Raw genomic sequence first — 16,472 nt, 5'->3', positions numbered from 1 at the left:
CGTCGGCGCGCTTACGCGTCCACGCCCCAGCGTTCGGCGATGGTGGCGGCCAGCTGCGGCGGTTCACCGGCCTGCTGGCCGGCAGCGACCACGGTACTGGCCGCCGTCGGGTCATAGCAGCCCTCGCCGATCTGACCGCCCACCCAGGCCCCGGCGGCCGCCAGGGCGAGCACGGCGTCCACCTGGGCGGCATCGGCGCCGCTGAGCAGGACCACCCCGCTGTGCAAGGCCGGCAGTGCCGCGATCTGGATGCCGGTGGGCTCGGCGATGAAATGCAGCGTGCCCTGGCGCACGACGATGCCGATGTCATCAGGCAGGATGTAGGCATGCCCGGCTTCCACCGGCTGGGCGTCTTCGGCCAGCAGCACCGGCAGGGCGGACACCCGTGCCATCTGCTTGACCAGATTGCCGTAGCGGCCTCCGTCCAGGCGCATATGCACCAGCACCGCGGTGCTCAGCGATTCGGGCAGCGCGGCCAGCAGGCGGCGCAACGCATCCGGCCCGCCGATCCCGGCCAGGACCAGCACCGCACCCGTGCAGCCACCGGCGGCTCCCGGCTCGGGCTCAAGCTCGACCAGCGACAGACGTTCGATGTCGAAGCGCTCCGGCGCCGAGCCCGTGTGGGTGCTCGATGGTGAGCCAGTGACCACGGCGTCATCTTCGACCAGCGACCAGCGGCTGTGGTCCCCGATCGCGGCGATCGGGTCCGCCGGCGCACTGCTCGCCGCATCGTCCACCTCCAGCGCGGCCAATGCCTCTTCCAGCGACACCGGCTCGCTCAGCTCCGCCGGCACCTGGTACAGGCCATCGGCAGGCACGTCGGACGCCGCATCCTTCGCTTCGCGCAGGTGGAACTCCAGCGGCGCATCGGCATGCAACTGCGCCGGGGTGACCGGCAGGCCCGGTTCGGGCTGCAGTTGCTGGTCCTGTTCCGAGCCCGGCGGCAGCACGTCCTGGTGACCGTGCAGCTTGGCCACCAGATGCCGCGCCCAGCGCTGCGCTTCCCAGCCATCGCGGCGCGCGGCCAGCTCGGCCTCGTCGAAGATCAGGGTCAGTGACGGCGAGCCCAGCACCGGCTCCAGCCGTTCCAGTGCGTCTTCGATCGCCGGCTCCAGCGCGATCAGCACCGCGCCGGGGTCGGCATCACGCAGGGCCTGCAGCTCGAGCGTATTGGGGTCGTCCTCCAGCACCACGCGGGCGCCGGCATGGTCGAGCGCCTCGCGCAGCCGCTCACGCGCCGGCCCGGACCGGGCCAGCAGCGCCACCGACAACAGGGCGTGGACATCACTCGCGTGCACGGGCGATCCCCAGCAGGTCATACACGTTGCGCATCAGATCCAGCTCCTGGTACGGCTTGCCCAGGTAGCGCTGGACACCGAGTTCAAAGGCGCGCTGACGGTGCTTGTCGCCGCTGCGCGAGGTGATCATCACGATCGGCACGCCCTGGTAGCGTGGGTCGGCGCGCATGACACTGGCCAGCTCGTAGCCGTCCATGCGCGGCATCTCGATATCCAGCAGCATCAGGTCGGGCACGCGCTCGTCCAGCCGCTCCAGTGCTTCGATGCCGTCACGGGCAACCGTGACCTCGAAGTTGTGGCGCTCCAGGATGCGGCCGGTGACCTTGCGCATGGTCAGTGAATCGTCGACCACCATCACCAGCGGCACATCGCGGTCGCTGACCTTGGCGGTGGCGGTGATCGGCTTGTGCGGATTGGCCAGGTAACGACGCACCAGTGGCGCGACGTCCAGGATGACGACCACGCGGCCATCGCCGGTGATCGTCGCACCGTAGATGCCCGGTACCGACGCGATCTGCAGGCCAACCGGCTTGACCACGATTTCGCGGTTGCCCAGCACCTGGTCGATCGCCACGGCCACGCGCAGGTCACCGGCGCGGACCAGCAGCAGCGGCACCTGGGCCTGGCCTTCGGCACGGGCCTGGGCCTGGCCGATCAGGGTGCCCAGATCGTGAAGTGCGAACTCCTCGCCACCGTAGTGGTAGCCGCCGTTGGCGGTTTCGAAACGCTCGCGCGAGATCCGGCCGATACCGCTGACCGAGGCCACCGGCACCGCGAAGGTGGTCTCGCCGATCTGTACGAACACCGCCTGGGTGACCGCCAGCGTCTGCGGCAGGCGCAGGGTGAACGTCACGCCCTGGCCGCTGACCGAGTGGATGTCCACCGAGCCGCCGAGCTGGCGCACTTCGTTGTGGACCACGTCCATGCCCACGCCACGGCCGGCCAGCTGGCTGACCTGGTCGGCGGTGCTGAAGCCGGGCGAGAAGATCATCGCGTCCAGTTCGGCATCGCCCAGTACCGCATCGGCGGCGATCAGGCCACGCTGTTCGGCACGGCGACGGATCGCCCCGCGATCCAGGCCGGCGCCGTCGTCGGCCACTTCCAGCACGATTTCCGAGCCTTCACGGCGCAGGCGGATGGCGATCTCGCCCTCTTCCGGCTTGCCGGCGGCACGGCGCTGTTCCGGGGTTTCCAGACCGTGCGCCACCGAGTTGCGCAGCATGTGTTCCAGCGGCGCGACCATGCGGTCGAGCACGTTGCGGTCCAGTTCGCCGTGGGTGCCTTCCAGGGTGACGTGGACCTGCTTGCCGGTGTCCTGTCCGGCCTGGCGAACCACCCGGCGCAGACGCGGCACGAGCCCATCGAAGGGCACCATGCGCGCGCGCATCAGGCCGTCCTGCAGTTCCGAGCTGACCCGCGACTGCTGCTGGAGCAGCACGTCGTACTGGCGCGACAGATCGTCCAGCACGCCCTGCAGGCCGCCCAGATCGGCAGCCGATTCGTTCAGCGCGCGGCTGAGCTGCTGCAGCGTGGAGAAGCGGTCCAGTTCCAGCGGATCGAACGTGTGGTGGGCCTGGTCCTGTTCGCGCTGGTAACGGGCCACGATCTGCGCTTCGGTTTCCAGGTCCAGCCGGCGCAGCTGGTCGCGCAGACGGGCATTGGTGCGGTCCAGTTCGCCCATGGCGCCGCGGAAGGCCCCGAGCTGCTGTTCCAGCCGCGAACGGTAGATCGCCACTTCACCGGCGTGGTTGACCAGGCGGTCGAGCAGATCGGCGCGTACGCGCACCTGTTCCTGCTGCGGCCGCGGCAGGCCATCCTCTTCGCTGACGGTTTCCAGCGGAACCGGTGCCGACAGCGGCGCTGCGACAAGCGCGGCGATCGCCGCCTCGACCCTGGCATCGCCGGAGGGCAGCGCATCGTTGGCGGTGTCGGCCGGCGCCGGCGCGATGCGGCCCTGGGTGCGCTGCTCGAAGGCGGCGATCAGGTCGTCGGGCATGGCCACGGTGCGGTGCTGCCCGGTACGGGTCAGCAGCTGGTGCAGGCGATCGAACCCACGCTCCAGCAGGTGCACGTCGCTGCGGTCGATATCGGTGCGGTTGGCGGCCACGGCTTCCAGCAGCGACTCGATGCCGTGGCCCAGGTCGCCGATGGGATTGATCCCGGCCATGCGCGCGCCACCCTTCAGCGTGTGCAGATCGCGCTGCAGGCCAGCGATCACGTCGCGGTCCTGGGGCGCAGCGCGCAGCTCGCTGATCAGACCATCGCAGTGGTCAAGCAGGTCCTTGCCCTCCTCCACGAAGATATCGACCAGCTCCTGGTCGAGCTGGGTGAAGTCGAGTGCATCGCCCGGCCCGAGGTCGTCGCTGTCGGCCGATGCCGCCGCGAGGACGTCGGCGGGTTCCGGATCGTTGGTGAGGCTGGCCGCAGGCGCGTCTTCGAGTTCGAAGAAGCGGGCCGGGGTGGCCGCGTCGGCCGAAGTATCCGGCGCCGTGGTCTCGCTCACGTCGGCGAACGCGTCGGCTTCACCGGTGTTCTCGTCTGTGGCGTCCAGACCCAGCACCCGGGTGTCCAGCGCATCCGGCGCATCGACAACGGTCAGGCCGTCGTCCATCGCCTGCTGCGCGTCCACCACCTCGCCAAAGGCCGGCGGCGGTGGCAGGACGTCGGACAGCGCCTGCGCGTCCTCGTCGCTGTCTTCGTCGCGGCTCTCGTCGCTGCTCTGCTGGCTGACCTGCTCGCCATCGCTCCAGTTGTCGTTGGCCGCGTCATCCACGGAGGCCGCGTAGACGCTGCCCGGCGCAGGAGCATCGGCAGAGGTGTCGGCAGCCGGACCGTCGGGGCCGACCGGGCTCGCCGCTGCCGGATCGGCCTGAGTGTCGGCCTGGGTGTCGGCCGGAGCGTCGGCGTCGGCCCTGGTTTCAGTGTCGGCGTCGTCCTGGCTTGCCGGGGGGGTCGGCTCGGCGAGCTGATCGAAGTAGCGCGAGAGATCCTCGGCCGCGGTCAATTCGGCCGATTCCAGGCCTGCATGCATAGCGGCCGGATCGGCATCCTCGGCCACCGCATCGGATGCTGCCTGCGCATCGGCGGCATGCGTGCTGTCGGGCAGTTCCGCATCGAAGTAGGCGGACAGGTCGTCCGTGCCGGTCAGCTCCATGGCGATGAGCGCATCATCGTCGTTGGCCGGCGCGACCGCGTGACTGGACTCGATCACGCTCAGGCCATCGGCGTCGATCTCGGCCTCCAGCTCGTCGATGCCGGTGGTGTCATCGGCGCGCGCCAACACCGGTGCGGCGTCGTCCTCAACCTCATCGCCAATCACTTCGACCGCATCCGTCCGCGCATCGGCGACCGGGGCGAACTGCCCAGGCTCGGCGGCATACGCTTCAGCTGTTTCGCCGGCGTCGGTCGCTTCGTCCAATGCGTCCGTGCCGGCGGCGTCAGTCGCCTGGACGGGCAGTTCGTCGTGCACCAGGTCCAGATCGTCCTCGGCCAGCGCCGGCCAGCGCGCTTCGGGCAACGTATCGGCCAGGGCGACCAGACGGGCCGCCAAGGCGGTCTGCACGGGCACCCGCCGGGCCTCGTCCTGCAGGGCCGCCATGGTGGTGGTGATGGCGGCGCAGGTCTCGGCGAGCGCGTCCATGCCTGCCGCAGCCGGCAGCGCATCGGCCGCAAGCGAACGCTTGAGGTAACTTTCCGCCGCGCCGGTGACGGCCGTGATCTCCGGCACATCGGTCATGGCGAAAGCACCGTTCATCGTGTGCACGGCGCGCAGCAGGCCGTCGGTCACCGGCTGCGGAGCATCGGCAGCCGCATCCAGCCACGCCTGCAGCGTCGCCTGGTGCACCTCGACCTCGGCTTCCAGGATCTCGCGCAGCACGCTGTCGATGTTGGCCGGCGTACTCTCGATCACCGGCACAGCCTCGGCCGCAACGGTCTCCATGACCGTCGGCACCGCGGCGCTCGCCGCCCGCTGCAGCGGCACGTGGAAGGTCTCTTCGCCCGCGGCCACGCGATCGGCGATGGCCTGCATGGCCTGCAGATCGGCGGTGACACGACTGCCATCGCGCAGTGCCGCGTTGAGCTGCGGCAGCGCGTCGTAGGCCTGGCCGACCAGCGCAACCACGGCCGGCGAGGCCGGGCGGCTGCCATCGAGCACGCGGTTGAGCATGCCCTCGATCTTCCAGCTGAACTCGCCCAGGGTGCGCGCACCCACCAGTCGGCCACTGCCCTTGAGGGTATGGAACACGCGACGGATCGGGCGCAGGCGGTCCAGGTTGTCCGGCGCGGCGCGCCAGGCCGGAAGCAGGTTGCCCAGGTTCACCAGCTCTTCGTCGAACTCTTCGATGAACACCTCGCGGATGTCCTGGTCGATGTTCTCGCCATCGTCTTCGAAGCCCGCCTCGATGCTGATGTCATCGGCGGACGCGGCCACCGCCGGGCTCCCCGCTGCGGCGGCCGTCGGCACGGTCTCGGTGTCGGCGCCTTCCGGGCGGAACTGCGCCGCGGCGGCATCCAGCTCGGCCAGGAAGCGGGTAGCGGCATCGTCCAGCTCGATACGGCCGATCACCGCATCGCGCACCGTGGCGTTCGGCTGCGCTGCATCGGCTGCGGCCTCGGCGGCCGTGTCGACATCGTCGGCGAACGGGTCGAGCGGCGGCGCGGCGCTGTCCTGCGCCGATGCGACGGGAATCTCCTGCAGGAACGTCGGCAGCGCTTGCACATCCACCTCGCCCGGCGTGACGCTGGACGAAGCCGCGGCCCCTGCATCAATGCTGTCGCTGTCGGTATCAGTATCGGTACCGCTATGGGTATCGGTATCGATATCAGTACCGGTATCAGTATCGCTATCGATGTCAGCGTCAGTGTCATCGATCTGCAGCGAGAGCACGTCATCGGCGTTGCGCAGGCCGTCATCGAAGGTGAATTCGATCGGCTCGTCGCTCAGCGCCAGCAGCTCGTGCTCGGCAGCCACCGGATCGAACCCGGCGCCGGTGGCCACGAAGGCCGGCATCTCCAGCGGGGCGTCGGCGACGTCGTCGCCCATGCGATCGGCCTGCAGCGCGGGCGGCAGCGAGGCCCCCCCCCACGCAGCGCCGGGCGGCAGGTCGGCAATGATCGGGTCGAGATGGGCAAACGTCAGCCCTTCATCGGCGTCGTCCTGCTGGCCCAGCGTCCACTGCGGCGCATCGGCAGTGACCGGCGCGGTGGAGGCATCGAACACCAGCGCCACCGGCGGCGGTGTCACGGGCGCGGCGGCCGCCGGCGGCGGATCGAAGGTGAAGTCCGGCAGCGGCGGCGGCAGGTTGGCCGGGCGCGGTACCTCGGCGGTCACCGCGAGCTCGATCGGCTCGGGGGCCGGCGCGTCCCACGGTGTCAGTTCGATGGGTTCGGGCGCAACCGGCAGCGATTCCGGGCCGGTGTCGGCGGTTGGCTGGTTCGCATCCGGCAGCGGCCAGTAACGCAGGGTTTCCAGGCTGCTGCGGGTGATGTCCAGGATGTCGTCGCGGCCCGGCCGGCGTTCGCGCAGGGCTTCCAGGTAGTACTCCAGGCTGGCCATGGCATCGGCCAAGGTGTCCAGCTGGCGCCCACTGGGCACGCGCTGCTTGCCGAGCAGTTCCACCGCGATGTACTGGCGCACGCCCTGCAGGTAGTCGGCCGGGGCCGACAGATCGAGCATGCGCAGCGCGCCGGCCACCTCGCCGAGCAGGCGCGGCACTTCCTGCAGCTGCTGGTGATTCCAGTTGGTTTCGATGAAGGCGACGAAATGCTCACGCGCGGCAGCAAAATTGGCAATGGCTTCATGGGCCAGCACTTCCACCGTGCGGCGGTTCTCCACCGCGCTGGGATCGTCCTCGCCACTGCCGCCGGCGCCCAGATGGGCGACCTGGTCGTCCAGCGAGGCATCCACGTACAGCAGCGCGCCGGCGATATCCAGCAACAGCGTTTCATCGATCTGCTGCACGCCCTCGACCACCTCGCGCAGCGCATCGCGCTGCTGCACGACCACGCCACGGGCCACGCCCAGGCCCATCATGCCCAGCGTATCGGCGACCGCGCCCAGCTCGTTGACCTGGGTCTGCAATTGCACCGGCTCGCCGCCGGTACGCAGGTGCAGGTCCAGCGCGTCCTTGATCCGCAGCAGCTCTTCCTTGACCGCGTTGCCGACCGTATCGAGCAGCTCGCGGTTGCGGCCGCTCAGGCTGCCGCGCGCGTGGTCCAGCTCGGCCTCGGTGGCACTCGCGCTGTCCGGCGCGAAGGCGAACAGCACGCTTTCATTGATGCCCGGTGCCGCGCGTGCGGAGCGGATGTCGTTGAGCAGCGGCAGCAGCACGATCGGGATGTCGCGGTGGCCGTTCTGCAGGCGCTCCAGGTAATCGGGCAGCAGCACGCTGCCACGCATCAGCGTGGCGCAGGCTTCATCGCGGTCGGGCACGTCGCCGGCGCCGATCGCGTTGGCCAGCTGTTCCAGCTCCTCGGCCACCATCGCCGGGGCGTACAGCTCGACCATGCGCAGGGTGCCCTGCACCTGGTGCAGGTAGCCGGCGCAGAAGCGCATCCGGCTGCCGTCGGCAGGGTCTTCCACGTAGTACTCGACCTCGTTGCGCACCTGGCGCAGGGTCTCGTCCAGCTCCGGCTTGACCCAGCCCAGCGCAGCATGGCTCATGGCATCGCGCAGCGTGCTCATGCCAGGTCTCCCGGCAGCTCGGCGCACATGGCGTGCGGTGATTTCTCGCGATGCATCATCTGCTTGTTCCTTCCCTCTCCGCCCTGCCCGTGGCTCACGCCGGCAGCTTGAAGTCGGCAACCGAGCGGCGCAGGTCGGCCGCCAGCTGTGCCAGGTGGCCGATCGACTCGGCGGTCTGTCCCGCGCCCTGCGAGGTCTGGCCGGTAATCTGACGGATCACGCCCATGGTGCGGGTGATGTCCGATGCCGCGGCCGACTGCTGCTGGGCAGCGATCGAGATGTTCTTGATGAGGTTGTTCAGTGCGTTGGAGACGCGCTCGATTTCGGTCAGCGCGGTACCGGCGTCTTCGGCCAGGCGCGCGCCGGAGACCACTTCGGCGGTGGTCTGCTCCATCGAACTGACCGCTTCGTTGGTATCGGCCTGAATGGCCTGGACCAGATTCTCGATCCGTCGGGTCGCACCGGAGGTACGCTCTGCCAGGCGCTGCACTTCGTCGGCCACCACGGCGAAACCGCGACCGGCCTCACCGGCCGAAGCGGCCTGCACGGCCGCGTTCAACGCCAGGATGTTGGTCTGCTCGGAAATGTCGTTGATCAGTTCCACGATCGAGCCGATTTCCTGCGAGGACTCACCCAGTCGCTTGATGCGCTTGGAGGTTTCCTGGATCTGGTCGCGGATCTGGTCCATGCCCTGGATCGTCTCGCGCACCACGCCGGCACCTTCGGCGGCGATGATCACCGAGCGCTGCGCCACGTCGGCAGACTCGGCCGAGTTGCGCGACACCTGCTCGATGCTCGATGCGATTTCGCCGATCCGGTCCGAGGCGGAGGTGATCTGGTTGGCCTGGTGGCCGGCTGCTTCGGCCAGCTGCATCGCAGTGGCCTGGGTTTCCTGGGTCGACACGGCGACCTTGGCCGAAGTGTCGTTGATCGTGGTCACCAGATGGCGCAGCTCATCCACGGCGTAGTTGATGGCGTCGGCGATGGCGCCGGTCATGTCCTCGGTCACCGAGGCCTTCACCGTCAGGTCGCCTTCACCCAGCGAGCTGATTTCATCCAGCAGCCGCATGATGGCCTGCTGGTTGCGGCTGTTGTATTCCACCTGGGTCTGGTACCGCAGTTCCTGCTCGCGCGAGCGGCTGCGCACGGTGCTGCCGACGAACCCGACGATGGCGATCAGCGAGAACGCGCCGGAGGCCACGCCCAGCCAGAAGTTCGGGAACAGGCGGGTATCGCGCAGCGAGCCGAACGAGGAGAACGCTTCGAACAGCTTCTTGCTGTCGCGCAGCATGTCCGCCGAACCGCCGGTCAGGGCAGCGGCCGACGACTGCGCGGCGAACAGCTGGCGGGAGCTGGCCAGGATCGCGTCGGCGTCCTGCTTCATGGTGTCCCACTGCTTCTGCGACTGCTCCAGCGCGGCCAGTGCCGGGCCGTTGCGGACCGCGGCGATGCCCAGTTCCTCGTTGCCATTGCGCAGTGCGTCGAGCACCTGGGTGAACACGACCGAGTCGCGGGCGAGCGCATCGCCGGCGGCCGCGGCATTGGCGCCACCGGCGCGCATTTCCGTCACCCGGCGGGCCATCGAGCCGACCACCACCACCTGCTGCAGCGCGTTGTAGACCTGTGAGGACGGGGCGCCGCTGGCCGACATCGCGCGGACCACTTCGTTCAGCTGCGCCTGCAGTGCGGGCACGCCGTTGACGAAGTTGTTGGCATTGCCAGCCAGGGCCAGCACGGCCGGTTCGCTGGCGACCAGCTGGCCGGCGCTCTTGCCGAGCGGCTCCCAGGTCTGGATCAGCGTGTTCAGCGGCCCGGCGACATTGGTTTCGGTCCCGTAGCGGCCCTTCAGGCCACTGACGGTGGTTTCGATGTCACTCTTGGTCAGCTTGAACGCGGTGAACGCCTGGGCGTTGCCCGACACCGCTTCACGGCCCTGGTTGGCGAGCTGCTGCGAGAGCACCTGCAGGTTCGCGGCATCGGTACTGGCACTGGCCAGGCGACTGCCCTGCCAGGTCGCCACGCCGGTGTTGACGCCGAACACGATCATCGACACGGCCAGCAGGCCGAGCCAGAAATTGGTGCCCACCGAACCGAACTTGCCGGCCTTGGCGGATTCCGAAGTAGTACTCATCGTTCAACCTCGATCTTCAATACGGAGAGACAGGCGCCTGGGGTCAGGCCGCGGCCTGCCTGAATTCGGGGGTACGCGACAGCAGCGACAGCGAGAACACGCCCCAGTCATGGCCATCGCCATGGAAGGCGCGATCGATGAAATGTGCGTAGCGGCCGGTGGCCAGATCGCCGGCGACGATGTCCTGGTCCAGCTCGAAGCTGCGCTGGCCGAACAGTTCATCGATGGTCAGCGCCACGTCACCGCCGGCCTGGCGCATGATCAGCACGCGCTGGCCTTCCTGCTGCACGGTGCGCTCACCTTCCAGGAAGAACTTCAGGTCGACCACCGGGAACAGGTTGCCGCGCAGGTTGCCCACGCCCAGCAGCCACGGCTGCGCGCCGGGCACCGGGGTGACCGGCGGCATCGGCACGATTTCCACCACTTCGCGGAAATCCGACACCAGCCGGCGCTTGCCGACCCGGTAACCGACGCCACGCCACAGGTCCTGCGAGAACTGCCGCTCGGGCAGCTGCACCGCATGGGCCAGGCTGCGCCGCTCATAGCCCTGGAGGATGTCGAAAGGAGAACGCATCAGACCACCAACTGGTTGATCCGCGCGATCAGTTCCTCCTCGCGCGGCGGCTTGACGATGTAGTCGGCCGCCCCCTGGCGCAGCCCCCACGCCTTGTCGGTTTCCATCGCCTTGGTGCTGACGATGACCACCGGGATATGTTTGGTGGCCGCGTCGCGCGCCATCGCACGGGTGGCCTGGAAGCCACTCATGCCCGGCAGGACCACGTCCATCAGCACCAGCTGCGGGGACTGCTCGCGCACGAGCTTGAGCCCGTCCTCGGCGTTGTCCGCTTCCAGGACTTCATGACCGGCCTTGGTCAACCATTGCGTGAACACCGCACGGTCGGTCGGTGAATCCTCGATCAGTACGATTCGAGCCATTGTGCCTTTCCCCCCTGGTCAGGCGTTGACGTATGTGCGGATGGCACCCAGCAGTTCTTCACGCGTGAATGGCTTGGTCAGGTACTGCTCCGAGCCGACGATGCGGCCGCGCGCCTTGTCGAACAGGCCATCCTTGGAGGACAGCATGATCACCGGCGTGGCTTTGAACAGCTGGTTGCCCTTGATCAGCGCACAGGTCTGATACCCGTCCAGCCGCGGCATCATGATGTCCACGAAGATGATCTGCGGCTGTTGGTCGGCGATCTTGGCCAACGCCTCGAAACCATCGGTCGCGGTCACCACCTCGCAGCCTTCCCGCTTCAAGAGGGTTTCCGCGGTCCTGCGGATGGTCTTCGAATCATCGATGACCATCACGCGCAGCCCTGCGAGTTCCCCACCCGCAGCCATGTATTCAGTCATTACCTTTCCCCAAGCTCGCGACGCTTGCGCTGATCCCCGGCGCCGCTGCGAAAGCGTATCTATATCCCAATACCGGCGCGCGCTTCAAGCACACCCACCGCGGCCCCGCCGCGAGCGGGCCAGCCGGTGCGCGGCACGCCCCTTTTGCGCAAACCCGGCCCGTTCCCCGGCCGGGCCGGACACTGCGTTCCGGCCCCCGGGGCAGGCATTGCCGGGCCATTGTCGCTACCATCATCGGCCTGCCCGCCAGGTTGCGACCATGCCGTTGAATGTCATCGTGGTGATGGACCCCATCGCCCATATCAAGATTGCCAAGGACACCACCTTCGCGATGCTGCTGGAAGCCCAGCGCCGCGGCCATGCCCTGCACTACGTCAGCCCCGGTGGGCTGGCCCTGCGCGACGGCCAGGCCATCGCCCGCACCGCCCCGCTGCAGGTGCGCGAGGACAAGAACGACTGGTTCACCCTGGGCGACTTCAGCCAGACCGTGTTCGGCCCCGGCCAGGTCGTGCTGATGCGCAAGGACCCGCCGGTCGATGCCGAATTCATCTACGATACCCACGTGCTCAGCGTCGCCCAGCAGGCCGGTGCGATGGTGGTCAACGACCCGCAGGGACTGCGCGACTACAACGAGAAACTGGCCGCCCTGCTGTTCCCGCAGTGCTGCCCGCCGACCCTGGTCAGCCGCCGCAACGCCGACCTGAAGGCCTTCGTGCTCGAACACGGCCAGGCCGTGCTCAAGCCGCTGGACGGCATGGGCGGCCGCTCGATCTTCCGCAGCGGCACCGGCGACCCCAATCTCAACGTGATCCTGGAAACCCTGACCGACGGCGAGCGCACGCTGGCCCTGGCGCAGAAGTTCATCCCGGACATCACCGCCGGCGACAAGCGCATCCTGCTGGTGGATGGCGAGCCGGTGGATTACTGCCTGGCGCGGATTCCGCAGGGCGACGAATTCCGCGGCAACCTGGCCGCCGGCGGCCGCGGCGAAGGCCGCCCGCTGAGCGAGCGCGACCGCTGGATCGCCGCCCAGGTCGGGCCGGAAATGAAGCGGCGCGGCATGCGCTTCGTCGGCCTGGACGTGATCGGCGACTACCTGACCGAAGTCAACGTCACCAGCCCCACCTGCGTGCGCGAGCTCGACGCCCAGTTCGGGCTGAACATCGCCGGCACCCTGTTCGACGCGATCGAGGCCGGCCTGCCGCGATGAGCGCCAGCGTCGCCCCGGTGCCGACGTGGCAGGCGCGCGAATCCCAGCGGCTGGGCGCGACCCTGACGCTGTCGGTGCTCGTGCACGCCCTGCTGATCCTCGGGGTCGGCTTCGCGGTGAGTGACAGCGCCCCGCTGGTACCGACCCTGGATGTGATCTTCAGCCAGACCCAGACACCGCTGACGCCCAAGCAGGCCGACTTCCTGGCCCAGGCCAACCAGCAGGGCGGTGGCGACCACGACAAGGTGCAACGCCCGCGCGACAACCAGGCCGGGATCGTGCCGCAGGCGCAGGCCGGGCTGTCGCCGGTTCCGCAGCAGCGCCAGGAGGCGGCCAGCGTGCCGCCGCCGCAGACCCGCGTGGTCAACAGCCGCAATGGCACCGACACGGTTGCGGCAGCCCAGCCACAGCCGCTGCCCGAGCAGCCCCGCCCGGATGCGCCGATGACCGCGCGCGAGCAGCGTGACGTGGAGATGGCACGGCTGGCCGCCGAAGTGCACCTGCGCTCGGCGCAGTACGCCAAGCGCCCGAACCGCAAGTTCGTTTCGGCCAGTACCCGCGAATACGCCTATGCCAACTATCTGCGTGCCTGGGTCGACCGCGCCGAGCGTGTCGGCAATCTGAATTACCCCGACGAGGCGCGCGCGCGCCGGCTCGGCGGGCAGGTAGTGATCACCGTCGGGGTGCGCCGCGACGGCACGGTGGAAAGTGCCCGCATCCTGCAGTCCAGCGGCACCCCGCTGCTCGATGAAACCGCGCTGCGCGTGATCACGCTCGCCCAGCCGTTCCCGCCACTGCCCAAGACCGAGGATGCGATCGACATCCTGCAGGTCACCCGCACCTGGGTGTTCCTGCCCGGCGGGGAGCTGCGCGACGACCGCTGATCGCGCGCAAGGTCCAGCCACGCATGGCGTGGCTCTACAAGAACGCCGCGCAGGTAGTGCCACGCCATGCGTGGCTGGGGCTTACGATGCGATGCGCAGCTGGACGCTACGAGGCCGCCTGCTTCGCCGCCCGCGCGGCCTGCTGTTCCACCAGGGTCAGCGCCACGTTGTTGCGCAGATACGCCGGCTCCACCAACTCCGGTGCCACGCCTTCGCCGCGCTGGAACGCCGGCACCGCCAGCGCAAGTACGTCCGATGCACGCGGCAATGCCTGCGCGTCCACGCCGGTCAGCTGATCGGCCAGCCGCGTGGCCAGCACGCCCTCGGCCGCACCAAAGCCAGTCCCCACGCCGAACCAGCGCGAGCCCCCGGGCAACACCACCTGCTCGGGCGCGCAGACGATTTCCTCGCCCTGCAACTGCCACTGCCCGTCGATCCGGACATGGCGCGCGGCATAGACCTCGCCCATGCGCGCATCAATGCTGGCCAGCACTTGATCGGCGTCCGCCGGCGCACGCAGCGCCAGCGCCTGCAGGGTGGAGACCGCGATCAGCGGGCGGTCCAGCGCCAGGGCGATGCCCTGGGCGATGGCGATCGCCAGCCGCACCCCCGTGAACGCGCCCGGGCCGCGGCCCAGTGCGATCGCATCCAGCTGCGAACGGGCCACCCCCGCCTCGGCCAGCAGCGCCTCGGCCCAGGGCAGGCTGAGTTCGGCGTGGCGGCGCGGCGCGATCTCGAAGCGCTCAGTGACCTGCCCATCCACATACAGGGCGACGGAGCAGGCTTCGGTGGCGGTTTCAAAGGCGAGCAGTTTCATGGCGGTCAGAACAGGGAAGTAGGAAAGTCATCGGTCGGCGGTACAGCCCGCGCGGGCGGCGCAGCGACGGGCGCCGGTGCAGGCGGAGCGCCGACGACGGGCCATTGTGGCGCAAAGAAGGCCTGCACATCGGCCAGCGAGCGGGTGCGACGGAACGGCGGCAGCGAATCCAGGAAGATCCGGCCATAGCCGCGGCTGAGCAGGCGCGGGTCGCACAGCACCAGCACCCCGCGATCGGTCTCGCTGCGGATCAGGCGACCCACGCCCTGCTTGAGCGCGATCACCGCCTGCGGCAACTGCTCGTCGCGGAAGGGATTGCCACCATCGCGGCGGATCGCGTCCAGCCGCGCCTCGAACACGGGATCATCCGGCGCGGCGAACGGCAGTTTGTCGATCACCACCACGCTCAGCGCATCGCCCACCACGTCCACGCCCTCGCGGAAACTGGCCGAGCCCAGCAGCACCCCATTGCCCGACTCGCGGAACCGCTGCAGCAAGGTCGCACGCGGTGCCTCGCCCTGCACGAACAGCGGCCACGGTGCATCGCGCAGCGCCTCGGCGGCTTCGCGCAGCGCGCGGTGCGAGGCGAACAGCAGGAACGCGCGCCCGTGCGAGGCTTCCAGCACCGGGGTCAATGCGCGGATCAAGGCGGTGCCGAAGCCGCGCGCGGCTGGATCGGGCAGATCGGTCGGCAGGTAGCACAGCGCCTGATGGGCCCAATCAAACGGGCTGGGCTGCAGCAGGCTGACCGGATCATCCAGGCCCAGCCGTTGGGAAATATGCTCGAAACCGCCGTCCACGGTGAGCGTGGCCGAGGTGAACACCCAGGCTGCCATCGAGCGTTGCCGATGCTCGCGCAGCGGGCCGGACACATCCATCGGCGTGCGCTGGCAACGGAAGCCACGCGGGGTCAGCTCGTACCAGAGCACCTCGGCCGGTGGCGGCGCCTGCTCAGGGTCGGTGTCGAAATCCAGCATCGGTGCGTCCTCACCGAGCCAGCGCGACAAGCGGGCGACGGCGTCCATCGCACGCGCATGGCAGGCATCCAGGCCGGGCGATGCTTCACGCACGCCCGCCAGCGCATCGCGCAGCTGCACCAGCGTGCTCATCGCCGTGTCGAAGCCATCGCGCACCTGCGGCACGGTCAGCGCACGCCACTGGGTGCCGCGCGGCGGCAGCCCATCCATCGCCACGCGCAGGTCGCGCAGGGTCTGCTCGAGTGCGGCAGCCGGCACCTGCAACGCCGCCTGGGCACCGGCCACGCTGCGGCTCTCGGCCAGGCAGTCGCGCGCCAGTTCCTGCCACGGGCGCATGCCGAAGCCTTCACCGAAGAAGTTGGCGGCCAGTTCCGGCAGCTGGTGCGCCTCGTCGATCACGAACGCCTGCGCACCGGGGAGGATTTCGCCAAAGCCTTCCTGCTTGAGCGCCAGATCGGCCAGCAGCAGATGGTGGTTGACCACCACCACATCGGCGGCCTGCGCCCGCTGCCGTGCCTGCACGACGAAGCAGTCGTCCCAGAACGGGCATTCGGTGCCCAGACAGTTGTCGACGGTGGAGGTCACCATCGGGTACAGCGGCGAGTCTTCCGGCAGCGCGTCCAGCTCGGCCATGTCGCCGAATTTCGTGCGTCCGGACCATGCGAGGATCCGCTGGAACTGTGCGACCTGCTCGGGGGAGCTGAAGCGGGGTTCGCCGCGGGCCTGCTGCAACCGATAGCGGCACAGGTAGTTGGCACGTCCTTTCAGCAGCGCACTGCTGTGCCCCACGCCGAGCGCGGCACGCACCCGCGGCAGATCGCGGTGGTACAGCTGGTCCTGCAGCGCGCGGGTCCCGGTGGAGATGATGGTCTTCAGCCCGGACAGCAGCGCGGGCACCAGATACGCATAGGTCTTGCCGGTGCCGGTGCCTGCCTCGGCCAGCAGCACGTCGCGCTGGTCGAACGCTTCGGCGATCGCCGCGGTCAGGCGCAGCTGGGCCGGGCGCGGCACAAAGGCATCGAGCTGGCTGGCGAGCGCACCGCCCTCACTGAGGGCATCGCGGCTGGCGTGTGCGAGTTGGGACATGACGACAATGATAGAGGCTGCCGGGTTG

General features: G+C 69.1%; 10 protein-coding genes. 2 read left to right on the top strand and 8 right to left on the bottom strand.

The genetic code is table 11. The annotated features are described in order from the left end of the window. Positions 1-11: 11 nt before the first annotated feature. The 6 genes from POS15_RS01700 to pilG all read right to left on the bottom strand — a co-directional run bounded on the left by POS15_RS01700 (position 12) and on the right by pilG (position 11,470). On the bottom strand, positions 12-1,298 hold the full coding sequence (locus tag POS15_RS01700; RefSeq protein ID WP_026070089.1) for a chemotaxis protein CheB: 1,287 nt from the start codon (positions 1,296-1,298) through the stop codon (positions 12-14). Continuing rightward, complete coding sequence (locus POS15_RS01695; RefSeq protein ID WP_284128860.1) at positions 1,285-7,983, bottom strand: Hpt domain-containing protein; 6,699 nt, start codon at positions 7,981-7,983, stop codon at positions 1,285-1,287. Before POS15_RS01695 ends, POS15_RS01700 begins: the two co-directional genes overlap by 14 nt. Positions 7,984-8,077: 94 nt before the next feature. Continuing rightward, positions 8,078-10,114 (bottom strand): methyl-accepting chemotaxis protein, encoded by a 2,037-nt coding sequence (locus POS15_RS01690; RefSeq protein WP_284128859.1) that lies wholly within the window; start codon positions 10,112-10,114, stop codon positions 8,078-8,080. Positions 10,115-10,157: 43 nt separating this feature from the next. Continuing rightward, positions 10,158-10,688, bottom strand: a complete 531-nt coding sequence (locus tag POS15_RS01685; protein ID WP_019185137.1) for a chemotaxis protein CheW — start codon at positions 10,686-10,688, stop codon at positions 10,158-10,160. Continuing rightward, positions 10,688-11,050: a response regulator gene (locus POS15_RS01680; RefSeq protein ID WP_019185138.1), complete on the bottom strand. Its 363-nt coding sequence runs from the start codon at positions 11,048-11,050 to the stop codon at positions 10,688-10,690. The genes POS15_RS01685 and POS15_RS01680 overlap by 1 nt, the downstream gene beginning before the upstream one ends. Positions 11,051-11,068: 18 nt before the next feature. Beyond that, positions 11,069-11,470 (bottom strand): twitching motility response regulator PilG, encoded by a 402-nt coding sequence (gene pilG / locus POS15_RS01675; RefSeq protein ID WP_019185139.1) that lies wholly within the window; start codon positions 11,468-11,470, stop codon positions 11,069-11,071. 259 nt (positions 11,471-11,729) lie between these two features. Here pilG and gshB point away from each other — a divergent pair, with 259 nt between their 5' ends. Continuing rightward, positions 11,730-12,680 carry a glutathione synthase gene (gshB, locus tag POS15_RS01670; RefSeq protein WP_019185140.1) on the top strand — a complete coding sequence of 317 codons (951 nt, stop codon included), beginning with the start codon at positions 11,730-11,732 and terminating at the stop codon, positions 12,678-12,680. Continuing rightward, the gene (locus POS15_RS01665; RefSeq protein ID WP_046272680.1) at positions 12,677-13,564 is read left to right on the top strand and encodes an energy transducer TonB; all 888 of its coding nucleotides are present in this window, start codon (positions 12,677-12,679) and stop codon (positions 13,562-13,564) included. The genes gshB and POS15_RS01665 overlap by 4 nt, the downstream gene beginning before the upstream one ends. 106 nt (positions 13,565-13,670) lie before the next feature. On the opposite strand, the gene tsaB is transcribed toward POS15_RS01665, so the two are convergent. Continuing rightward, positions 13,671-14,381, bottom strand: coding sequence for a tRNA (adenosine(37)-N6)-threonylcarbamoyltransferase complex dimerization subunit type 1 TsaB (tsaB, locus tag POS15_RS01660; protein WP_019185142.1), 711 nt, complete (start codon positions 14,379-14,381; stop codon positions 13,671-13,673). Between the two features lie 5 nt (positions 14,382-14,386). Then, positions 14,387-16,444 (bottom strand): ATP-dependent DNA helicase, encoded by a 2,058-nt coding sequence (locus POS15_RS01655; RefSeq protein WP_284128858.1) that lies wholly within the window; start codon positions 16,442-16,444, stop codon positions 14,387-14,389. Between the last annotated feature and the right edge of the window lie 28 nt (positions 16,445-16,472).

It is taken from the genome of Stenotrophomonas sp. BIO128-Bstrain, from assembly GCF_030128875.1.
GTDB lineage: Bacteria > Pseudomonadota > Gammaproteobacteria > Xanthomonadales > Xanthomonadaceae > Stenotrophomonas > Stenotrophomonas bentonitica_A.
This window is presented reverse-complemented; position numbering and strand designations above follow the sequence as displayed.